The sequence below is a fragment of the Methanobrevibacter sp. genome (genome assembly GCF_045646205.1).
Taxonomy (GTDB): Archaea; Methanobacteriota; Methanobacteria; order Methanobacteriales; family Methanobacteriaceae; genus Methanocatella.
In genome coordinates, this window is the sequence record NZ_JAZRKF010000038.1 from 1 (window position 1) to 24,544 (window position 24,544).

The 24,544-nt window shown below is 29.6% G+C and carries 18 protein-coding genes; 4 read left to right on the top strand and 14 right to left on the bottom strand.

The window, feature by feature from the left end; all coding sequences use genetic code 11:
• Window positions 1-493: 493 nt before the first annotated feature.
• Both ACKI44_RS07505 and ACKI44_RS07510 read right to left on the bottom strand, forming a co-directional pair.
• Entirely contained in the window at window positions 494-685 is a 192-nt protein-coding gene (locus tag ACKI44_RS07505; RefSeq protein WP_407423085.1) for a hypothetical protein, read from the bottom strand.
• Window positions 686-720: 35 nt separating this feature from the next.
• Entirely contained in the window at window positions 721-1,014 is a 294-nt protein-coding gene (locus ACKI44_RS07510; RefSeq protein ID WP_407423087.1) for a hypothetical protein, read from the bottom strand.
• A gap of 443 nt (window positions 1,015-1,457) precedes the next feature.
• Between ACKI44_RS07510 and ACKI44_RS07515 the strand changes: the two genes are divergently transcribed.
• Window positions 1,458-2,069 (top strand): class I SAM-dependent methyltransferase, encoded by a 612-nt coding sequence (locus tag ACKI44_RS07515; RefSeq protein WP_407423089.1) that lies wholly within the window; start codon window positions 1,458-1,460, stop codon window positions 2,067-2,069.
• A gap of 121 nt (window positions 2,070-2,190) precedes the next feature.
• Here the strand turns inward: ACKI44_RS07515 and ACKI44_RS07520 are convergent, their stop codons facing one another.
• Window positions 2,191-2,802 (bottom strand): methyltransferase domain-containing protein, encoded by a 612-nt coding sequence (locus ACKI44_RS07520; protein WP_407423091.1) that lies wholly within the window; start codon window positions 2,800-2,802, stop codon window positions 2,191-2,193.
• Window positions 2,803-2,806: 4 nt separating this feature from the next.
• The gene (locus ACKI44_RS07525; protein ID WP_407423093.1) at window positions 2,807-3,394 is read right to left on the bottom strand and encodes a class I SAM-dependent methyltransferase; all 588 of its coding nucleotides are present in this window, start codon (window positions 3,392-3,394) and stop codon (window positions 2,807-2,809) included.
• Window positions 3,395-3,873: 479 nt separating this feature from the next.
• Here ACKI44_RS07525 and ACKI44_RS07530 point away from each other — a divergent pair, with 479 nt between their 5' ends.
• Window positions 3,874-4,374 carry a hypothetical protein gene (locus ACKI44_RS07530; RefSeq protein ID WP_407423095.1) on the top strand — a complete coding sequence of 167 codons (501 nt, stop codon included), beginning with the start codon at window positions 3,874-3,876 and terminating at the stop codon, window positions 4,372-4,374.
• 31 nt (window positions 4,375-4,405) lie between these two features.
• Window positions 4,406-5,188: an acyltransferase gene (locus ACKI44_RS07535; RefSeq protein WP_407423097.1), complete on the top strand. Its 783-nt coding sequence runs from the start codon at window positions 4,406-4,408 to the stop codon at window positions 5,186-5,188.
• A 4-nt stretch (window positions 5,189-5,192) separates the two neighbouring features.
• Here the strand turns inward: ACKI44_RS07535 and ACKI44_RS07540 are convergent, their stop codons facing one another.
• The 9 genes from ACKI44_RS07540 to ACKI44_RS07580 form a co-directional block, all read right to left on the bottom strand.
• Window positions 5,193-5,999 (bottom strand): acyltransferase, encoded by an 807-nt coding sequence (locus ACKI44_RS07540; RefSeq protein ID WP_407423099.1) that lies wholly within the window; start codon window positions 5,997-5,999, stop codon window positions 5,193-5,195.
• Between the two features lie 44 nt (window positions 6,000-6,043).
• The gene (locus ACKI44_RS07545) at window positions 6,044-7,135 is read right to left on the bottom strand and encodes an FkbM family methyltransferase (protein WP_407423101.1); all 1,092 of its coding nucleotides are present in this window, start codon (window positions 7,133-7,135) and stop codon (window positions 6,044-6,046) included.
• 32 nt (window positions 7,136-7,167) lie between these two features.
• On the bottom strand, window positions 7,168-7,866 hold the full coding sequence (locus ACKI44_RS07550; protein WP_407423103.1) for a 2-C-methyl-D-erythritol 4-phosphate cytidylyltransferase: 699 nt from the start codon (window positions 7,864-7,866) through the stop codon (window positions 7,168-7,170).
• A gap of 12 nt (window positions 7,867-7,878) precedes the next feature.
• Window positions 7,879-8,844 carry an NAD(P)H-dependent glycerol-3-phosphate dehydrogenase gene (locus ACKI44_RS07555; RefSeq protein ID WP_407423105.1) on the bottom strand — a complete coding sequence of 322 codons (966 nt, stop codon included), beginning with the start codon at window positions 8,842-8,844 and terminating at the stop codon, window positions 7,879-7,881.
• Window positions 8,845-8,846: 2 nt separating this feature from the next.
• Complete coding sequence (locus tag ACKI44_RS07560; protein WP_407423107.1) at window positions 8,847-9,872, bottom strand: LicD family protein; 1,026 nt, start codon at window positions 9,870-9,872, stop codon at window positions 8,847-8,849.
• 382 nt (window positions 9,873-10,254) lie between these two features.
• On the bottom strand, window positions 10,255-11,313 hold the full coding sequence (locus ACKI44_RS07565; RefSeq protein ID WP_407423109.1) for an acyltransferase: 1,059 nt from the start codon (window positions 11,311-11,313) through the stop codon (window positions 10,255-10,257).
• Window positions 11,314-11,557: 244 nt separating this feature from the next.
• Window positions 11,558-12,889 (bottom strand): IS4 family transposase, encoded by a 1,332-nt coding sequence (locus tag ACKI44_RS07570; RefSeq protein WP_407423111.1) that lies wholly within the window; start codon window positions 12,887-12,889, stop codon window positions 11,558-11,560.
• Window positions 12,890-13,248: 359 nt separating this feature from the next.
• On the bottom strand, window positions 13,249-14,049 hold the full coding sequence (locus ACKI44_RS07575; RefSeq protein ID WP_407423113.1) for an acyltransferase: 801 nt from the start codon (window positions 14,047-14,049) through the stop codon (window positions 13,249-13,251).
• Window positions 14,050-14,169: 120 nt separating this feature from the next.
• Complete coding sequence (locus tag ACKI44_RS07580) at window positions 14,170-14,958, bottom strand: GNAT family N-acetyltransferase (protein ID WP_407423115.1); 789 nt, start codon at window positions 14,956-14,958, stop codon at window positions 14,170-14,172.
• A gap of 57 nt (window positions 14,959-15,015) precedes the next feature.
• Between ACKI44_RS07580 and ACKI44_RS07585 the strand changes: the two genes are divergently transcribed.
• A complete protein-coding gene (locus ACKI44_RS07585) occupies window positions 15,016-15,459 on the top strand; it encodes an adenylyltransferase/cytidyltransferase family protein (protein WP_407423117.1) in 444 nt (147 codons plus the stop codon).
• 520 nt (window positions 15,460-15,979) lie between these two features.
• Here the strand turns inward: ACKI44_RS07585 and ACKI44_RS07590 are convergent.
• The gene (locus tag ACKI44_RS07590) at window positions 15,980-24,022 is read right to left on the bottom strand and encodes an Ig-like domain repeat protein (protein WP_407423119.1); all 8,043 of its coding nucleotides are present in this window, start codon (window positions 24,020-24,022) and stop codon (window positions 15,980-15,982) included.
• Between the last annotated feature and the right edge of the window lie 522 nt (window positions 24,023-24,544).

The following is a 24,544-nucleotide window of genomic DNA, read 5'->3' on the forward strand; positions in this document are numbered from 1 at the left end:
TCGTGTATCATTCTCTAACTTTTTAATTTCCGTTTGAATCTCAGAAATAATCCCCGGATATTCTTCAATTAATGTTTGATTAGACATGATTATAATATTTATAATCAATAGTATTTATAATTTTCAGTGTCGACTACTATATTCGTTTTAAAAGACCTCGTGTAGTCTTGAATGTTCGTTTTCTGAATTTTGGCATTGTTTTTTGAAAAGCATTTTCATGTTTATTACTTGTTTTTTCTATTTTCTTATCCTTTATGTGATAAATAAAGTTTTTATATCGTGGTGAGATTGATTTTCTTATTATTTTATAAATTATGGGATGAAATTCATTTTCACGGAAAATTAATGATTGTAATTCTTTATTTACTACATCATAATTTTCTAGGTCAAATAAATTTTTTATCATTTTGAGTTGTTGATGACATTCGTCGTATTCTTCATCAGAAAGTCCATATTTGTCTTTGAAATCTTTTAATTGTTTATTTCAACTTTTTTAGCATGAAAAATACATAATGTGTTTAAAACCTAATTTTGGTATGATTAAAGAATAATTTTTATCCAGATCAGTTGTGATTGCAATTTTGTTCTTATTTGCTGTAGATTCTTTTAAAAATTTTGTAATGGTATTTATATCTTCAGTATCATAAATAGCATCTACTACGACATAATTGGAAACTGCATCCAACAGTGTATACCTGTATTTCCAATTTTCATTAATTTTTACTCATCCAACATCAAATACATAATAACCCGATCACGGCCCAAATCAAACTCCAAAACATTTTCATTAACAAAAAGCCAATTTTCAATTGTTTGGTGAGAAACACTAATTCCAAAAAAAAACTTTTTAAAAGATTTACAAACATTTTTCAAACTTCCAAGATAATCAGAAATTAAATGCTCCGATTCACTTTTCAATTCGTTGGTAAAATTACTGTTCTTATCAACAAGGCTTGTTAAAACCGTTTGAAATGTTTTATTACAACGTTTACAATTATAACGTTGAACTTTCACATGTGTCCTCCCAATTTCTTTAAATACCAACATTCTATTGGTAAACCCCTATTTAACAGCATGTCGTGAACCACAATATGGACATCGAGCAAAATTCATTTAAAATACGGAACATCCTCTTTAAAACTCAAATTAAAAGGTTTAAAAAGTTCTCGACAAGATTCGAATAATTTCACAAAACGAGGATCTGAAAGGACCAATCCATCATCAGAATTACAAAATATATATTGTTTAACATCCAAAATACTATTTAGAGTAATTGTTTTTTGATTTGGCATAATAAAGACTTTACTCCACATATTTATTAAATTTAACTATTTTTAAACAAATTAAATCCAAAATCACAATTTATCAAAAAATTTCAAATCAACAAAGTTTTTGAAAGAGTCATATAAAGTTTTAAATATAATTGTTATATAACTAATAAATAAGGAGATTTATTCATGCATAAAAATTCACATTCAAAAATGGAATGGTTTAAAAATACTTATTTAAACACATCTAAAAAATTAGATATCCTAGATGTTGGATCCCTAGATAGTAATGGTGACTACAATTATTCAGACATCTTTGATGAAGAAAAATGGACATATACGGGTCTTGATTTTCAAGGAGGTAACAATGTTGATATTATTGTAACTGATATTTACAACTGGTTTGAAGTTGAAGACAATAAATACGATGTTATTATCTCAGGCCAGTTATTTGAACATTTAGAATTTTTTTGGATTACAATGTCTGAAATTGAAAGAGTATTGAAACCTGGAGGCTATGTTTGCATCATTGCACCATCTGCTGGCCCTAAACATGGAGGAAATATTCCAAATTGTTATCGTTTCCACGAAGATGGTTTAAGAGCTATGGCAAAATATGTTGATTTAGAAGTTCTCGATGTATCAGTTGATGAAAGAAAAGAAGTTGCACCATGGAATGATGCATGTTTAGTTGCTCATAAAGCAGGTTCATCACAGAATGCAGAAAGTAAAGAATTGGAAAATAGAATTGATGATTTAGAAAATAAATTAGATACTATTTTACAATCAATTCAAAAATAGAATTTTTTAAATTCTATTACATTTCTTAAATTAAGTAAATGATATATAAAAAATTAAATTTATCTATAAATTTTAACTTTTAATTAAACTATTAATGAAAATATAAACTTAAAACAACGCATCATTTATTTATAGTTCTTAAAATTTCATCCAATTTACTTTCAACATTATTAATTCTACTCTCTAATTCAACAAAATCTTCACTATTAGAATTAGGTTTTTTAGCAACCAAACAACTGTCACACCAAGGTTTTGCATCATCAGAGTAGTTAGTTGAAACATGTAAAATTTCAAAGTCGACATGTTTCGCAAGAGCAACCATCCCATCCTCATAGAATCTATAACAATCATGCCCCAAAGCACCATGCTTTGGACCTCCACTTGGTGCAATAATGCAGCAAAAGCCACCAGGTTTTAAAATTCTTGAAATTTCAGACATAGTTATCCAAAAAAATTTGAGCTGCTCAAAAAATTGGCCTGAAATAACAACATCATAAGAGTTATCTTCAATTTCTGAGATATTATAAATATCCTCCACTAAAATATCAACATTTTCACCATCCATAATATCTAAGCCAGAATATTTCCAATTTGGTGAATCAAAAATGGATTTATAATTATAATTTTTACCTGTGGTATCTAATGATCCAATATCTAAAATATTTAAATCCTTTGAACTATCTAAATACATATTTTTAAACCAAAGCATTTTATCATGAGTAGATTTATGCATATAATCATTCCTTCAATTCGTTTAATAATATATTCAATTTTTTCTCCAAAGTATCCAACCTACTTTCTAAATCATCAGTAAAATCAGATTTTTTAGCAATCAATACACTATCATTCCAAACCGGAGCAGTTTGAGTATAAGACTCCAACACATCCAAACCTGCATATTCACCCATTGCACGCATACCCTCTGCAGTAAATCTAAAACAATCAAAAGGATTCCTATGAACTGGTCCCGTACTCGGTGCTATAATGCAACAAAATCCTCCAGGTTTAAGTATTCTTTCAATTTCTGCAATAGCTTTCCAAAAAAATTCCATATGTTCAAAAGCTTGGCCTGAAATGACAACATCATAAGATCCATCATCTATTTCAACCCAATCATAAATATCGGAAACCACCAAATCAACATTAGGTCCTTCCCTAATATCCATGCCCGAATAATTCCAATTTTTTTCATTAAATAAAAGACCATAGTTAAATGGTTTTTCATTAGAATCAAATGATCCGATATCCAATATATCCAAAACAGAATCTTTATTTAAATACTGATTTTTAAATTTCTCCATTGCTAAAAATGAACTTTGATGCATGACAAACACGTGAATTTTTTTTATATATAAAATTAATTTAATAATTGACTAAAAGTTATATATTTAGATAAAACTTAATATATTTTTCCATGATTTAAGATTTATATAACTTAAAATAATATAAAATACTTATTATTGAAAATGAGTTATTAACACAAAGTATTGAAAGAAATAGAATATGTTTAATAGATTTAAAATAAATTGAATGTTTTACAAATATAAAATTTTCTTTTTAATCAGAACACATATGATATATAAATACAAATTCACCATATTTTATCCAATTATATCCTTAAAAAACATTAAAAAATCATTATTTAGTTACTAGGCGAATATAAAAAATACAAACCCATTACAAAGATACATTTTAAAAAAAAACATACACCCCAAATAAACAATAGGATAATCTATAAATATTAACTAATATAAATAAATAATTTAATTAAAATATTGTGTAATAAAATTATAAGGTTAAAAATATGGATAAAAGATATTTATTAATATTGGTAGTGATTATTATATGCGGTATTAATTTATCAATTATAGTAAATAATTCAGATATTGTTGGTTCAGCTTCTGTGAGTGTTGGAAAATATTTATTTTCCATGCCTGAAGGTTTTAACATATATGAAAATAATGGAAATTCAATTGTTATTCAAAATAAGGATAAAATTACCATTTATTTTGATACTAATTTAGGTAGTGCCGATAACTATGATAAGCGATTAAAATATATTGATAATACGACCACAGATAAAATTTTAAGCAAGGGTACACTTACAATTGATAATATTAAAGTAGACAGTGTTTATTATCAAAATGAAAATCATACTAATATGTCCGCATTTTATTTTGAAAAAGATAACAATCCATTTAAAATAGTGGTATCCAATTTTAATTATAATGATGATCGTAATTTGACCTTAGAGTATATTACAGATATTATCCAATCTACACATTTAGATTATAAAACCAATTAGTTTTAGTTAAAAAAAATATGGAAGGGAAAAAATGGAAATTATAAAACAAGACCCAAAAAATAATAAAATTTTAAATAGCTCCCCCGAATTAATAAACAGCAACATAACTTTCAATGGTGCAAATAATATTTTAATTTGTGAAGAAAATGTAGTTTTAAATGGATGTGATTTAATATTTAATGGAAACAACTCAATAATATATCTTTCCTCAAATTATAATCATTATCGACTATATGTTAATATGTTTAATAATTCTGTTTTATTTATTGATGAAAATAATTATTTTAATTCTAAATTATTCATGATAATATCTGAAGAAAAGAGTATTTTCATTGGAAAAGATTGTTTATTTGCTCCAGGAATTTGGATTCGCTTAGCAGACCCCCATTTAATATATGATATGGCCACAATGGAAAGGGTGAATTTAACAGAAGATGTTTATATTGGAGACCATGTCTGGATAGCACAGGAATCATTACTTTTAAAAGGTGCTGCTATAGGATCCGGAAGTATTATTGGTGCAAAAAGTGTTATAAGTAAAGAAATCGAATCTAACTCCAGCTGGGCAGGTAATCCCCCAAAAGTAATTAGAAATAATGTATTTTTTGATGGGAGAAGTGTTCACAAATATACAAAAAAGGAAACTGAGCAGTCAATGCATTATGATAGCGAAGAATGGATTTATTCTGACATAAATTCTGGAAGTGGATTTGAACTAATTAGAGAAATAAACAATACAGAAAATATTGATTTGAAAATTGAAAAGGTTTTAGAATTAAGAAATGATAAAAATAAAAATAGATTTTATATTTAAATATTCAAATTGAAAAACGATTATGTCTTTTGTTTTGAATAAATAATTTTTGTATAAAATCTAACTTTTCATCTACATCGAATTTGGATAATAAATTATCCACTTTTTTCATATCTAATGTTTCACCATCAATATTTTCATAGAGGAAAATTCTACTGCTATATGTATCATAAGTATGTGAATCTTCTTTTGTAAATTTTGCAACATAATCTTTTGTAAAAAATACATTTTCTTTAACAAGCTTAGCAGGATTTCCCTGATAAATACTATTGGATTTTAATATGGAATTTGAAGCAATATAAGAGTTATTTTCAATAACTGAACCAGATCCGATTATAACACCTTTATCAACATAAATCTGGTGACCTAACCACACATGGTCGCCAATAAATACACTCGAACCATTATTTATCCTATTTTTACTTCCCTGATCATAGATTATATGTGCATCACCTGTTCGGATATTAGTATTGCTTCCAATACTGCAATCCTCACCAATTATTAAATTCTGATGTTCCTGAACATTAATATTAATTGGAGCAATCAAATCATTATTTCTTCCTATATAAATTACAGAATCATGCACAACTTGCATATTTAAAGAATAATTGCCTTTACAACTAGACAAAAAAATTAAGGAATTATTTCCTTTAAATACGATATTACAATGAACTAAATTAACATTATTTTCACAGAACAATATGTTATTTTTTCCTGCAAAAGTGATTTTAGAGTATTCCATTTTAGGATTACCTTTAATAGTATTATCATTTAATGCTGAAATTTCATTCCTATTACTTACTACTTCCATAATATCACATTCATATATTTATAAACACCCATTTATAATATTTTTTAATATGGTCTGCATTCTAAAACTGTGTCTGCCAAAAATGTCCAGGGTCTTTCTTTTGATATTTTAAAATTATAACCCAAATCCAATTTTTCAATCCAAGGCTTGATTTCAAAGAAATCACTGGGATTATGATAGATACTTAATATCAACAATGGTTTTTGAGATTTGATGGTTTCAACAGCACCTTTAAGTAACCTTTGCTCAGCACCCTCAACATCAACTTTGATGAACCCCACATTTAAATCATTTTCCTCCACATAATTATCAATAGTCATGGTTTTAATGTTAAATGCTTTATCGTAACGTCTAAAATTTTCGTCAGAAGTTATGCCTTGAACATTATTTCCCGAGAGATATATCTTTTCCTCACCATTTATATCACTTAAAGAAGATTTGACTGGAACAATATTTTCAACATCATTAAGTTTGATATTTTCAAGCATTATATTGAATGATTCTTCAAATGGTTCAAAAGCATGGACATTACCCAAAGTTAACTTTGTAAAAGCCAAAGACGAATCACCAATATACGCTCCCGCATCAATAATATCCTTATTCCCAATATATTCCAAATCTTCACCAGTTAAAAAATCGTACATAAAACAATGTTTATTATAACTTTGATCTGTAAATTTGAAACCACAGATTTCATTTCCAGAAACGTTTTTATTTGAAAATTCAATATATTCATCCTGCAGTTTTAACTCCTCATTAGTAAATAATGTGTCACGACTATTTATCAGATAAACAGCATAAGCCCTTAAAATTAAGTGCATTGCATCATTTCTAGATTCTTTTGGAAAATTTTTAAGAAAATCATTTAATTTTAATGGAAAATCCTCTTGAAAAGAATAATTATAAAAGCGTTTATTACAAAAACTGGCTGCAAGAGATTCCAAACGTCGTGCATTGGAAAAATATCTATATTCTTCATCCAGTTTATCATATTTTTCAATTAATTTATCATTTTCATATTTTAATTCATCATACTTTTTAGAAGTAGATTCATATTTCTTTTTATACTTTTGATACTCTGTTTTATAGAAATTATAACTGTTGCTCTTTGATAAAAGTTTATTTTTTAAAGTCATGACTCTTCCCCCAATTTTATTAATAAACTACATTATTTTAAATTTTTTAAATAGGTTTCGGCTAAAGTTAAATCAAAAGGCCTTGTTATTTTAAAGTTAGATGAATCCCCGTCAAAAAGATAAACATTCTCGTTTCTTAAAAAAAACAATACCATCGCCTCATCCAATAATTTTATTTCATCTTTTGATAAATCATTATAAATACCCATGAATTTTTTAATGTTAAATGCCTGCGGTGTTTGCGCATGAACCAAATATTTTCTTTCAGGAACATCCGATAAAAGTCCTTTACTTTTTGATTGGAAAATGACATCTGTAGCCGGGATAACCGCACTAGACGCACCATATTTTAATGCAAAATGAATACTGTCCCTAATCAATTTAGAAGAAACAAATATTCTGGCACAGTCATGAGTTACCATTATCGAATTTTCATTGGCACCACATTCTATAGAAAAATCAATAGAATTTAAAATAGTGTCATTGCGCGTAATTCCTCCTTCAATTACATGAATTCTGGAATCATCAACAAATTCATTTATTATATATTTAGTTTTTTCAACATATTCTTTTGGTGAAGAAACAATAATTAAGTCCAATTCTTCAACATCGACAAAATTTTCCACACAATGAATCAGCAAAGGTTTGCCGCTAATACAATGAAACTGTTTAGGTATTCCAAGCCCTAAACGTTCACCAATTCCCCCTGCAAGTATTGCCGCACAAATCATTATAAAACCCCATCATAAATTTTGCCAAAATTCTTTAAAAGCAGCTTTTGGATTTTTTCTATTGATAATAACATCATATACAAAATTAACCGTTAATGATTGAATACTATATTTTTCACACAAATCCTTTAGAATAACAACAGTACTTTTTCCTTCAAAAAGAACTCCTGAAGCTTTTTCATCCACCACAATGCCCTGGCCATAAAGAACACCTAAAGTATGATTTCTACTAACGGATAAAGTTGATGCTGTGACAATATCACCAAAACCGCAATAATCATCAACAGTGCCTCTACAACCTCCAAATTTCTCAATCATGTCTTTTGTTTCATTAAAGCTTTTTGTAAAAATTGCAAATTTTGCATTATCATTGATTGACATGCCCTCACAAATTCCCTGAGAAATAGCTAGAATATTTTTTAAAATGCCGCAGAATTCAGTCCCAATTACATCAGTATTAGCATTAACTTTAAAAGTATCTGTTCGTAAAATTTTTTCAACCATATTCAAATATTTCACATTTTCACATGCAATAGTTGTTGCGGCAGCCAAATTATTCACCATATCTGCTGCAATATTCGGTCCTGAAAAAGCAACAGGAGATCTGTCGGTAATTTCTTCAATGATAGTGGTCATCCTCTTATTTGAATCTTTTTCAATCCCTTTTGCCGTATTGACAAATATGCAATCCTCACTCACAATATCATTTAACAGTTCTACCGTTTCTCTCATAACTGAAGATGGAATGCATAAAAATATAATATCCACTTCAGATAAATAATCCATATCATTTATTGCAGTAATATTGTCATGTAATGTGACATTAGGAAAATAATCAGTATTCTGCCTTAAATAATTTATTTTTGAGCAAAGATCCTCACGCCTACCATATAACAAAACTCTTGCATTTGGAGCTACAGTTTGAGCAATTGCTGTTCCCATTGATCCCGCACCAATGACTCCTACAGTTAATAGCATATTTAAACACTCTTTTTATTAATTTTATAAAAATCATTTGTTTTTTTCAATAAATCAACTTTATATTCCAGATATTGATTGATATTTGGACGTTTTTGAATTTTATACACACGTTTATGTCTTTCTAAAATTTTTGGAAATTCTTCTGAATCCCCATATAATTTTTTAATATGATAATCATTATTCTTATGAGCACAATATTCCTGATTATTAAATGTAACAGTAGTTAAAGGGAATAATTCACTGGTTTTCTGTATAAAAAATGTGCCCGAACCCGGTCTTTCAACACCAGGAATGACAAAGGATTTTTGATCACAGCTAAGATTTAAATTAGCATATACATCGTTTATAGATTCGAAATAACTTTTATCTTCAAGAATACTGGATTTGAATTTATTTTTTTCAGCATCATAAAGTTGTTTAATGTTTTCCGGAGGGTCTTCAATATAATCATACGGGAAAATATCCAATACCGCAAAACCTGCACAGGAAATCTGAATAAAATAAAGAACATTATTCCCATGCCTTAAAAGTTTCCATTTAACATGTTTTTCAAGACCATATTCATGTAATTCAGAATCAAAAACCTCCTGAAACAATTCATAGTCTTTCCTCATCATGCCTAAATCAATATCATCTCCTCCGGGTAAAAATCCCTCATGACGTATAGCACCCAATAATGCAGCCCCATCAAGCCAATACTCGATGCCATGTTTATTGCAGATATTAACCACCAAATCCAATACCTGTTGGCATACGTCCTGCATATTCTTCAAAACTGATTTTGGTTTTAAATCATAATAATTAAACAACAATTTAAAATTTTCATTATAAGAATCTAAAATTTTATTAGTTAATTTAATAGATTTGTCAAAATTGATTTTTAAGTTTTTATTTTCATTTTTTAAGGATTCTAATTCTTGACTAATAGATTTATTTTCTTCAAGTATTTTTTTATTTTGATTTAATAAAACTTCAATAATATTTTCATTATTATCTAAATCATCATCATTAAAATTTTCTGTCAAAAAAACAACCCCTTACAAATTTAAAATCAAAAAATATATTATTATTTCTTTATTTTTAATATAATTAAACTTTTGGAAATAATTATATGACCAATTTATGGGACTGAAATTTTTAGTTTTCAGATATTGTGTTTTTGAGTAAAATCCCAGACGAATAAATTAATTTTAAATTTAATGTTTAATGTGTTCTTTTCCCAATAATTAGCATCACAAAAATAGAAAAAATGAGAAATTAAAATAATTTTATCAAAAAAGTTATGTACATAAATTAATTTTATTATTCCTAAATATTAGAATAAATAATTGATTAACTCCAAAAGAAATTCTAAAGTTAAAATCAATTATATTGATTTTTAATATAAAAAATAGAGAAATTAGTGGATTATGCACCACTAACCTCTTTTAGATATGGAATCTTGCTGAATATCCAAATTATACCCCATGAAAATAGAACTACTGATAGAAATGCCAATGGAATCCATATGAATGGATTGTTTGAAAATATTGGAGTAGTCTTATTAATTTTCATTAAAATCCAAATCATTAAATAATGGGTAAGATACATTCCATAACTGCATAAACTAATTGAAACAATCATTTTTCCAACAAAGGAATCTTTTATGGCGGAATATACTTTACCGGTTAATGATATTTCATTATTTTCACTGTATTGCGCAAAGTACTTGAAGAACAGGAACAGACCAGTAGTTTGAATAACCGGCAGGATTGTTAAATAGTATGTTTCTCCAAAGTAAATGGAATTGACTCTACAATATAAATATACCAAAGTAGATATTAAATATACGATTAATCCTATTTTCATTAGACTTCCATCACTTATTTTGAAGTCTTCATTATTCAGATAATATCCGAAAACAAGATAACCCAAATATCCGGCAAAATAGCTTAATTCTAGCTTGTAAAATGGATACCAACCAAATGTTCCCAATATTATTGTAACTAGCCATATCGCTACGAAAAATCTTACTCCCTGCATATTGAATTCTCTGACAAAAGAGTTTACAACAGGCAGGAACAGATAAACACCTATAAGCATCCAAATAAACCAGACATATCCTTCAGTAAATACTATACTTGCGATACCTTTAATACTGGCTGAATGACCCATAAAGAATATCCTAAATAAAACAACCACAGCAATCCAAAATATGAATGGAATCAAAATTCTTGAATATCTTTTCTTGAAAAAACTTTTAAGTTCATATTTTCTATTTAAAAGTAATGCTCCACTAATTGTTACGAATAATGGTACCCCAAGATTTCCTATTGCTTGAAGAGAAATGGCAAATGTCCAATCAAGTGAATGTTTAGGTAATTCTTGCACAAACCATTTACTAACATGGATTAAAAGAACAAAAAGTATTGCTAATGCCCTAATTTCATCAAAATAAAAAATACGACTTTTCTTTGTTGTCGACATTAATAATCACCTATAAATTGTTACATATATAATTTTGAATTTATTCATTATTAAATATATTTAAAATAGAACATTCCTAGAAACTTAACATATTTCAGATGAAACTTTTTATTATTTAACTTATTTAATAACAATGTTATATTATTATGAGGTTAATGTTTGATTTTCGTAAGTTTTTTATATGATTTGCGAACAAAAAATTAAACAAGATGTGAAACTCACTAATTTTTGTGTATTGTGTTGGTTAGTGTGTTTTTTTCTTGTTTCCCGGATGTTTATTATTAACATCTGGGGCTTTTCGTTCTTTATTTTCGTATTGATTTTCTTTGTATTGTGTTAGTTCTTTTGATGCTTCTTTTGTTATAAAGTCGATTATTTGTTCTCTTTTTGTTTGCGATCCAAATATTATGTCGAAGAAAAATAAATAGATATTTCCTGTTATTTTTGCGAAATTCGACTGATAAACTATTTTTTCCTCTTTATTTCGTGGTGTTCTTGTTATGTTGTTTTCTGCATGATTTTTTATGGTAATTGCAAGATTATAAACGAATATGTGGGCGTAAAAATCTTGTTCAATGATGGGTCTTCGAATTCCGCTGAAATCTTCGATTTCGATTAGATTTTTTAATCTATCGAATCCTGTTTCAACAGCCCATCTTTTTTTATATAATTCTTTTAAATCTTCTGTTGAGAATTCTTCAGTGGTTAAATTTGTTGCTAGTATTTCTGGTTCGTCTTTTCCAATATCTACTAATGCTATTCTAATTTCTAATCGTCCCATTTTTCTGGCTTTTTCTTTTAATTTTTCATCGTCAAAATGACTTAATCTTATATTTGTTAGATTAATTTTAATTATTTCGTCATTTGTCTTCATTTGTTGGATTTGATGTCTAAATATGTTTTTTGGTAGTCTTATTAGAAATTTTGAGTTTAAATCTATTGTTTTTACCATCAATTCGATTGACGGGTATCCACGGTCGTAAATGGTAATTAATTTTGTGATGTCTAATCTTTGTTTTAAGTTCTCCAGATGTTCAATTGCTAAATCAATTTCATTTATTGTGGTTTCAACAATTTTTGCAGTTAAAATATGTTTGGAATGAACATCTAAAATGCATGAAACTCTTGCACGAATTCTTTTTTCTTTTAACAAGTTTTCATCATTAACAGGAAATTCTTCGCGCGTTAAAGTAACATTTGGAAGATCAACAATACTTCCATCACAAGCACCAATCACATATCCTCGAAATTTTGAAAATCCCGAAAATTTACTATATAATTCATCAATAAAACATTCATACATATCAATAAAAACTTTTGGGTCAATAAACATTCTTTGTTTTCCAATTCTCTGGCTCGAAATCGTTTTAAAGTCATTCTTCAGCCATATGGTGAAAAATCTAATCGTTTCAATATAGCTCGTACAGCTTCTTTGAGAAAGAATAAATGCAGTATATTCTTTTTGAGTCATTTTTCTATCTCTAATAAATCGATTATCTTCAGTAATATATTTATTTGATATAAAACAATCAAATAATCTGAAAAAATCTATGATAAACCTATCAAAAGAATACATCAATCCAACCCCCAATCAATTAAATTCGTGATTAAAAAACTTCAATCACTTATATAAATATTTGTAATTCATAATATTTAAAATAAACTATTAATAATTATTAAAATTAGATATAAATAAATTAAAAGTAATTAAATAAGTATTAAAATAAATAACGATGGATTGAATTAAAATAAATAAAAATTAGATGTTTTTCTTATGAAATAAATAATTAAAAAAATTTGAAATCCTTAAGTTTCTAGGAATGAAAATAGAATTTAAAAAATAAAAATTACTCAAACTAAACTACAGATAAATGAATTTATCTATACACACAAGCATCTTGAATGATGGCTACGTTTTTTATATGATTATATCAATCATTCATCAGGAATATAAAACCTGTTATGTGACCTATTATTTCTTATTTGAATTAAAAACTTAATTTTTTCATCAACATCAATAATATTTTTTAATTTAAATTCAATATCATCAAACGATAAAATTTCGCCTTCATTTTTATAAATCCAACGGTCACTATCATATTTCATACTTTTTGAGGTTTCAATGTCCGTGAAAAAATGATTTGACGCACTATCATAAAAAACATTTTTTCTAATTTCTCTTGCAGGAATTCCACCCCACAACGAGTTAGAAGGTATAGTTTTGCTTGAAAGAACACAACGAGCCCCAATAATAGAACCGGAACCAATTTGAATTCCTTTTAATAATAAAGCTTCCTGACCAATCCACACATGATCTCCGATATAAACACTTTCACTCACATTAATTCTTTCCATACTGTCTACATCATAAATTAAATGTGCATCAGATAATCGTAATGCAATTCTTTTTGCAAACATGCAATTTTCTCCAATGAAAACATTTTTTCCTTCAGAAATCACAAAACTTACTTTACTGGCCAAATATGTTCTTTCATCAAAGAATAAAAAGGAATTATTGAAAATTGATACATGAATACGATAACGGTGATTATTGCTTGATAAAAATATTATGGAATTATTGCCCTCAAAATATATGTTGGAATCATATAATACAACATTGTCCTCACAAACCAACCTATTATTTTTTCCTTTGAATTTAATCTTACTTTTAATTAATTTTGGCTCTGATCCCAAAATAAAATTATTATTATCATCTTTTTTAACAATATCTAACATATAACCACCCATAAATATAACTAAATAATAAATTTTAATGTTGCAAATATAATATTTCTAGTTATTCCCATTTAATATTAATCTATATTTGAAATAAGAACAATACCGAGAAACATTAAATTAAATTTCCTTTTTAAATTTCATCCATTTCCCGATTTCTTTAAAACCGACACCCTGATGCATTTTTATTGCAGGAGGGATATGGAAATAAGAAAAGACAACTTTTCCTTCAGACAATAATTGATCGCATAATGCTGCTAGAGTTCCTTTGGAAAACCCCTTGCCCCTATATTGAAACGAGGTCATGACACCACTAACAACAGCAAGTTCGGGAAGTTCTGCATAAGTGGCAGCATGACAGATAATATCATTATTTTCATCTCTGGAAATGAAATTACGTCCAAAATTATCCTTTTTTCTTTCACATAACTGCTGATATAGCAAATCATATCCTGTATGTTTGCCCAGATTATCTTCCTGAACAAGAAGTTTGGCAATTTCATCCAGTTCATCCATTGGTGCGCTATAGGCATTAGGATCTGGAGGATATTTTAATTCAGTTAATTTTGCAACAGAACCCAAAGTTTCCGAATAATCAGCGAATTCATCCCTAATTGGGAGTAAAATATCACCCATTCCTGAAATAACTGTGGGATTTTTATCTTTTATAAACTCCAAAAGTTCTTCGTAAATTAAATCATGATTTTTACTGTAAATCTGAATTCCGTTGTGATACTGGCTGATTAATCCGCAAATTTCATTTCCATCATATTGGATCCATACACTGAAATTTTCATTTGTAAGACCATATTTTCTTAAATCAATGTATAAATATAAGCATTTCTCATAATCATCACCAATATAGTCAAAAACCTGATTAATATTATCCTCATTACATTCCGTTATCATAAATATTAATAAGCAAAAACTAATATAAATATATTTTAATAAGATAGAGGTAAAACTATGGAGAATAAAAAAAAATATAAAATAGGATACACCTGCGGTGTTTTCGACTTATTCCATGTTGGACATTTAAACTTATTGGAAAACTGTAAAAAACAGTGCGAAACATTGATAGTTGGCGTTTGTACTGACGAATATGTAATAAAAATAAAGAATAAAACACCAATATTCAGCCAAGAAGAAAGATGCAGAATAATAGAAGCACTGGATGTTGTTGATAGTGCAAAAATTGTTGACATTGAAGAGGTAAATGATAAACAATTAGCACAAAAGATTTTTAATTTTGATGTTCTCTTTTCCGGTGATGATTGGAAAGGAACTGAAAGATATGTTGAAACAGAAAAACAGTTTGCAAAAATAGATGTAAGTATAGAATATCTGCCATATACTCAAGGAATCAGTACAACATTAATCAAAAATTCTTTAAATAAAACAGAAGATTAATCTACTAATTATTTTACTATTTTTATATTTATATAACTAAAAAATAAACATGCAATTAATTTTTTATATAATTCTTTCATTTATTGCGAAGAAAAGAAATTTATTTGAACACAGATATTTCTTCGAATTTCATCCCAATTTCAGAAAAAAATGCTACAAAAATCATATGAATAATTTATTAAGAGTAAAATTCAATTTACTCAATCTATAAGTAACAATTAAATAAAAATGGATTGGAAAGTTTTATTTTTAACAAAACAATGAATAAATATATAATTTGATTTTGTGAATATACATCCCCCACTAATTTTTATATCAGTAGTTTAACTACATTAATAAAATTAAAAATATGATTAATTAAATTAGTAATTAATAATGAAACTATAAAAATAATTAATTGATTCATTAATTATTCGGATACTGAAATCACTAGCCCCAAATAAAAGAATAAAATAACATGCATTAGTTCATAAAAAATAGAAGTTAAGGAGAAAAATCTCCTTAATCGAATTTAAAATTTTTATTGTTTTACTGTAATTTTTGCTGTTGTGCTAGTTGCTTTGTAGTTGTTGCTTCCTTTATATGAAATTGTTGCTGTGTATGTTCCTGGAGCCAAATCTGCAGTTGACACACTTATCTGACCGTTGGAATCTGTCTTTGCAGTATACGTTTTTCCATTTAAGTCAACATTCAGGTTAACGACTAATGGTTTTCCGTGTTCATTGGTTATTGTAGAGACCAGTTTTCCATTAGGATCTTTGTATTTAACAGAAACATCCTGAGCAGAAATAACAGTAGCAGATTTTGTCACAGTAACTTTAGCTGTTGTGGTTGTTGCTTTGTAGTTGCTGCTTCCCTTGTATGATATTGTTGCTGTGTATGTTCCAGGTGTCAATGTACCAATTGGTATGCTTGCCTGACCGTTGGAATCAGTTTTTACAGTATAAGTTTTACCATTCAACTCAATATTCAAGTTGACGACAAGAGGTTTTCCGTGTTCATTGGTTATTGTAGCAACCAATTGGCCATTAGGGTCTTTGTATGCAATATTGACATCTGGAGCAGAAATAACCGTGGCAGATTTGGTTACAGTGACCTTAGCTGTTGCAGATGAAGCCTTATAATTACTGCTTCCTTTGTAGGATATTGTTGCTGTGTAGGTTCCAGGTGTCAATGTGTCAATTGCTATGCTTGCTTGGCCGTTGGAATCAGTTTTTACAGTATAAGTTTTCCCGTTTAAGTCAACATTCAGGTTAACTACTAATGGTTTTCCGTGTTCATTGGTTATTGTGGCAACCAGTGCACCGTTAGGGTCTTTGTATGCAATATTGACATCTGGAGCAGAAATAACCGTGGCAGATTTGGTTACAGTGACTTTAGCTGTTGCAGTAGAAGCTTTGTAGTTGCTGCTTCCTTTATATGAAATTGTTGCTGTATAGGTTCCAGGTGATAATGTGCCTATTGCTAGGCTCATTTGGCCATTGGAATCTGTCTTTATAGTGTAATCCTTACCGTTAAAGTTAACATTCAGGTTGACGACTAATGGTTTTCCGTGTTCATTGGTTATAGTAGCAACAAGTTCACCGCTAGGGTCTTTGTATGCAACATTAACATTCGGAGCAGATATGGTAGTACCTGCCTTAGTCACAGTGACTTTGGCTGTTGCAGTAGAATCTTTGTAATTAGTGCTTCCTTTATATGAAATTGTTGCTGTGTAGGTTCCAGGAGACAAAGTACCTATAGCCAGAATTGCCTGGCCATCGGAATCTGTCTTTACAGTGTAATCCTTACCATTGAAGTTAACATTCAAGTTAACAACTAATGGTTTTCCGTGTTCATTAGTTATAGTAGCAACCAGTTCACCGTTAGGGTCTTTGTATGCAATATTGACATCTGGAGCAGATATAATTGTAGCAGATTTGGTTACAGTGACTTTAGCTGTTGCAGTAGAAGCTTTGTAGTTGCTGCTTCCTTTATATGAAATTGTCGCAGTATATGTGCCTGGTGACAATGTACCAATCGCTAAACTTGCCCGACCATCGGAATCTGTCTTTACGGTGTAATCTTCCCCGTTAAAGTTAACATTTAAATTAACGACTAGTGGTTTTCCGTGTTCATTGGTTATTGTGGCAACAAGTTCACCGTTAGGATCTTTGTATGCAACATTAACATTCGGAGCAGATATAGTAGTACCTGCTTTGGTTACAGTGACTTTAGCTGTTGCAGTTGAAGCTTTGTAGTTGCTGCTTCCTTTGTAGGATATTGTTGTAGTGTATGTTCCTGGTTTTAATGTACCTATTGCTATGCTTGTTTGGCCTTCGGAATCAGTCTTTACAGTATAATCTTCCCCATTGAAGTTAATATTCAAGTTGACGACAAGAGGCTTACCATGTTCATTAACTATAGTAGCAACCAATTCACCACTTGGATCATTATACGCAACATTAACATCAGGAGCAGAAATGGCTGTGTCTGCCTTAGTCACAGTAACCTTCGCTGTTGTTGATGATGCTTTATATTTTTCACTTCCCTTATATGAAATTGTCGCAGTATATGTGCCTGGTGACAAAGTACCGATTGCTAAACTTGCCCGACCATTAGAATCAGTCTTTACAGTATAATCATTACCATTGAAGTTGAAATTCAAGTTGACGACAAGAGGCTTACCCTGCTCAGTAGTTATTGTAGCAACCAACTCACCATTAGGATCTTTGTATGCAACATTAACATCAGGAACGGAAATAATAACTGTGTCAGCTTCGGAAACTTTTACTTTTGTGCTGGCCTGAGTAGCATTGAAAGTAGCATCACCGGAATAATAGACAATAATATCATAAGTGCCTGCAGACAAACCAGATACTGTAAAGCGGGCTTTGGAGTTAACCAAATCCTTGGTGTAATTCTTATTATTGATGGATAATGTTACTCTACCCGTTGCATCATCAGATACTAAAACATCAACAATCAAATCTTCACCGACATTAATATCTGATGCGAAAATGTTGATATTTGCAGTGCCCGGAGTCTGACCTTTGTTAATGAATTTTGAGTTGGTTATTGTCTTTCTGCCACTTTCAACATAAATATAATCGTTCATATCAGTTGAATTGTTGATGAATGTTGAACCGTCAACGAAAAGGGTGTCTCTACAGTAAATATCGAACACTTGAAGGTCTATACCTACCGCATAAGTATTATCCTCAAATATGGAGTCTTTTACAGTAACATTTTGGCCAAAAATTGAACAAACATGTGATGAAGGAGCGTCCCCAGTATTATTTTTGAAATTGGAATTAATTATATTAACTGAAGGGCCTAAAATGACCGAAGTACCTACTTCATTATTTATGAACGAAGAACTGATAACAGTCAAATTAGTATGATATAATCTAATTACTGAATTGAAATTATTTTCAAATATGCAGTTTGTGATTGTCAAATTCGCATCAGGATATTCAAAATAATTATAATCATATTCAACAAGAGGAATATAATTAAAATTGGTGAAAATTAAATTATCTAAAAGGACATTGTCTGCATTCAATTCAAAAGATCCATAACCCCTATTTCCATCAATAATATGGCCATTGCCCCTAATGGCAATGTTTTTATTAATCAATACGTGTCCATCGATTTCATAATCATAAATATAATTCTTGGATAAAACAATTGTATCTCCATCAGTCGCATTGTCAATAATTTTCTGTAATTCTGTGAATGTTGCATATGAATCATCTATAACATTAAATGAAGATTTTACGGTTTTACTGTCATAATAATCATCTCCATCATATGATACAATAACATTATATATTCCGGCATCACAGTTGTTTAATGTTAACCTGGCGGTTTCATTAACAATATCAACGGTTTTTACAGTGCCTGAAACATCGATTTTTACGCTTTTAATTTTATCATAAACATTGACAAAGATAGTTACATCATCATTTTCACGATAAAGACTCTTATCATAATGGACATACATATATAAGTCGTGTTTATAATCGTTTGGAATGTTATTTTCAAAAGTACAATTTATAATTGTCTGATTATTATATGCATCAATAGCTCCCGGCTTATGCGTAGCAGTATTGTTAATGAATATGCTGTTAATTGCAACAACATTATCACCCCTAATGGCTCCACCATAGGAAGCAGTATTACCGACAAATAATGAATTAATAACTGTTAAGTTACCATAAGAATATATTGCACCACCATAATCCATACAATCCCCATTCCAATTTAATGGAGCTTTATTGAATCTGAATGATGAATTTATAACATTTAAATTACCTTCAGAATAAATTGCACCACCCTGATCAGGATATATTCCACGTTCTGTAATGGTATTGTTTTCAAAAATACAATTTATAACATCAAGGTTTCCATAAATGTAAATGGCACCGGCACTCATGCCAAATCCATTAATAAATGTGATATCCTTTAAAACAACCTTGTCTGCATAAATACTGAGAATATGTTTATCATTTCCATCAATTGTATTTCCATTACCCATTATTGTTATGTTTTTATTTATATGGAGTGAATCTTCATCAACATATTTATCATAAATATAATATTTCGTTAAATAAATGGTGTCTCCATCTTTTGCATTGTCAATAAGACCCTGCAATTCTGCAAATGTTGCAAATGGAACATCAATAACTTTAAATTTATCAGTTACTGAAGCATAATCGCAATATTCATTTTCAATGAATGTTGCATTTACATTGTATGTGCCTTTAGCCATGTCAGACAGTGTTAAAGTTGCCAAATCATCAATAACTTCGACTATTCTTTCATCATCATTTACACGAATAGCCACATTGCCGATTACATGCTTATTAAACTCAACAATAATTTTTACATCATCTCCAACATTGAAAATAGGTGAGGAAATGTTTATGCTCATTTCAGGATATACTTTTACAAGAACATAATCGTTATTTGTGAAAGTCGTATCATCATCAATGCTTGCATATAGTGCATATGCCCATAAGGCTTCACCCTCATCAGCAGCGTTATCTTTGAAATTGGAGTTTTCAATGTCTGTAATGTCATAGGCAGCTATTGCACCTCCCTGAACATAAATGTCGATATCATAATAGGAATCACCGGAATGATGGCCTGAAGCGGAATTGTTCGTGAAATCGGAATTTTTGACATTTACAACACCTGCATATATGGCACCTCCGCGGGAAGCTAGGCCCTCCCAATAGTCATAACTTGAAGCTTTAACATAGTTGTCATTGAAAACTGAGTTTTCAATATTTACAGCAATTGCGCTAACTGCTCCACCACCAATATATTGGCCAGATATATAATTACCAGTGAAAGTCGAATCGGAAATATTAACTGTACCCGTTGAGTAAATAGCACCACCATTGGATGAACCCTGAGGAACACTAACATGATTTGAAGTGAAATTAGAATTGATAACAGTCAAATCACCAACAATACTAATTGCAGCACCATTAACATCATCATAATAATCACCACTAATCTCATTTTCTTCAAAACAAGAATTGATAACAGTCAAATCTCCTTCACAGTAAATAGCACCGCCGTCACCAGGACCATCAATTCCATTTCCAATGAAATAACAATCAGAAATAACAACATTGTTTGCATAAATAGCTACAGCACCACCATTATATTCATTTTCAATATCATCAGGACTAACCGGTAAAGCATTGGTAAAAGTAATATTTTTCAATATGACATTATCTGAAGTTATATTGAATATCCTACCTCCTTCCTCACCATCAATAGCATATCCCATTCCATCAATTGTTATGGCTTTATTGATATGTATTTCGGATTCAGGATTATCCTCCCACTCATCTTCGTCAAAAATCCAAGTTCTTTTTACATCCCCGTTTAAATATAATGTTTCGCCTTCAGCCAAAGCATCAATTGCATTTTGCAAATCAGTGAATGTTGCATCCCTAACTTTAACTGTAGTGGTTGCTTTACTATTCTTGTAAGTGGCAATAATTTTATATTTTCCTGTTTTTAAATTATTAATTTCAATACAAGCATAACCATTTACTGCAACAGCATAGTATGTGTTAGAGCCAACTTTAACTGCCACATTCACAGAAAGAAGAGTACCGACATAAATATCAATATGCAAAGTTCCTAAATTGGTGGTGTCCTCAGCGGATACACTGATAGTATCCGGATCTAAAACATGGAATTCACCTCCAGTAGAGTTTGAAACATATATTTCATCACCATAATAATTAACACGAACTTCATATTTATCAGCGGTCAAATCAGTTAAATTGAATACGGCCTGGCCATTATTTATTTCTGATGAATCATAGCAATCATCATTGAGCCATAATTGGACATCTCCAGTTGCACTTTTTGGAAGTGAAACTGTAATGCTTTGATTTTCGCCTGTAATTACAATGTCTTTTTCAATTTCCAACTCGATTGGAGATAACATTTTAACTTCAAAGTATGTTGTTGAATTTTTCGCTTCAAATTCATCATTGCCTTTAAACATTACTGTAATCTTATAATCTCCTGGCTTCAAATTATTCAATACCAATTCATAGTTATCTTTTTTAATTTCAATAACCTTATAGAATTCATCATTAATAAATACTGTATATTTATCAAATCTATCAGTATCTATATAAACAGTTTGAGATTCAGGATAGAATATGGTATATTCCCAATTATAGACATTCAAGTAAATATCCAACTTCAGATAAGTAAGGTTAGGATTGTTGGTGAATGTTGTGTTTGAAATATCATATTTGCCTCCACGCATATAAATAGCTGAAGTATAATCCGTATTATTTTCAAAAGAAGAATCCTGAACTTTTAAATCACTAGAATAAGTATATATGGCTCCACCTTCACCCATCAAAGCCCTATTATCTATGAAATTACAGGCATTTACGGTTAAATTACCCTGATCAATGAATATTGCTCCACCTTTTTCAACCGCATAATTGTCTGTAAAACTACAGTCATTAACTGTTAAATTACCCTCATAGATATCTATTGCTCCGCCGGCATATTCAACACCATTGCCTGTAAACTCACAGGCATTAAGTTCAACAGTGGAATATTCGCCAAGAATAGCTCCACCACCATAAAATGCTAAATTATTGGTGAAAATTGAATTGGAAACAGTTAAGATAGTATTTACAGCATATATTACGCCACCAGCTTCATCATCCCCACCATTATCTGTAAAATTACAATCAATGATAGTTACATTGGCATCGTCAATGACTATTGCTCCACCATTCCTATAATCCACGAAAACTCCGTTTTTAAAATTAATATTATTTAAAGTCACATCACAATCATCAATATCGAAAATTAAATTTTCCTTATTTGCATCCAAGGTGTATCCGTTACCGTTGATGCGAAGGTTTTTTCTGATATGAATAGGCTTCTCATTATCTATAGAAACTGCATAAGTATAATTCTTATCTAACTCAATTATTGCACCATCATCGGCATCGTCAATGAGTTCCTGCAAATCCCTGAATGTTGCTTCTACAACTTTAAAGCTAGTTGATTTCTCACTAGGTGAAAATGAATCGTCACCAAGATATTTTACTAAAACATCATATGAACCAACATTTAAATCAGAAACTACCAAAGATGCTGAACTGTCAGTTACATTCAATGTTCTTTCCACGCCGCCAATATTGACAGTCACATAACCGGTTGTTCCATCATTAAGATTTATGCCGATTGAAATATCCTCAGAAGTAATCCATACTTTTCTATCCATATCCAAATCAATATAGGAAGATCTAAGGATATTTTCCGTATAAATGTCGTCAGGGGAGAAATCGTTAGGAGAATTGTTTATAAAAGTAGTATTAATAATTCTTACATCATCCGTTGTGGAATAGATTGCACCACCATACGCTCTAGCCTCATTATCTGCAAAATAACAGCCAACAACTTCAATAGTGGAATCATAACCATAAATGGCACCACCCCGTTGAGAAGCAAAATTATTGGTGAAATTAGAATTTTTGACCGTTAAAACGCTATCTTCAACATATATTGCTCCGCCGAAACCATCATCATCATTTTCATATATGCAATGATTAGTAAAGACTGAATTGGTAATCGTCAAATCACTGTTTGTGGCATAAATTGCTCCACCAAAACCATAATTACCATAAGGATAACTGGTTTTAAGAGTAATATTATTCAGAGTCACTGATGCTGAATTAATGTAAAAAATTTTATCATAACCTTTCCCATCAATAGCATACCCATTTCCATTAATAGTTATGGTTTTAGTGATTCCTATAACATCATCAGAATAATCAGCAACATAATCGTTTTCTAAAATAATTACTGCACCTTCCTTGGCAGCATCAATCTTTTTTTGCAAATCCTCGAAAGTACCGCCATCAGCACCTCCAACAATCTCGACATCACTTAAGGATACTCCTAAAGTATCCGTCAAATCATTACTAACCGTTTGATTAACATCATCTGTCGCTGAAACACCAGCTATCGAAACAATGAATGCAATCAAGCAAAGAAAAAATAAAATTTTTTTATTCATGTCCTCACCATTTTATTGGTTTTAAAAAAACAGTTTAAATTAAAAAGTGTGATGATTATTTTGGGTGTAGATATCAAGGTTTTATCAAGGAAACTAGGACATAATCCTCTTTTCATTTTGAGCAAAAGAACTTGTGACATTTTGAACAAATTCTCCAACGAATAGTACAAAAGAATATTTAATCGCCCGTTCATTAAGAAAACTCCCAATATCCAATATTATTCTTTTATATGTCATGTTTAAATCAAGAACATTTAAAAAGATAATTAATATTTTATCAAATAACCTATAAATATATAGCGATTTTAATTTTGAACTCAACAATTATGATAAATACTAACTTAATTCTTAACAATCACATAATTTTAGATAGGTAAAAAAATATAGTTCACGACACTAAAAATTATAAAAATTTATAGGAACTTCCAGAGCCAATTTTTCCAATAACTTTCATTATCAATAACTTGTTTAAATTCATTTTCAAAGATAAATTTTAATTGTTCAATGCTAGTTATAAATTTT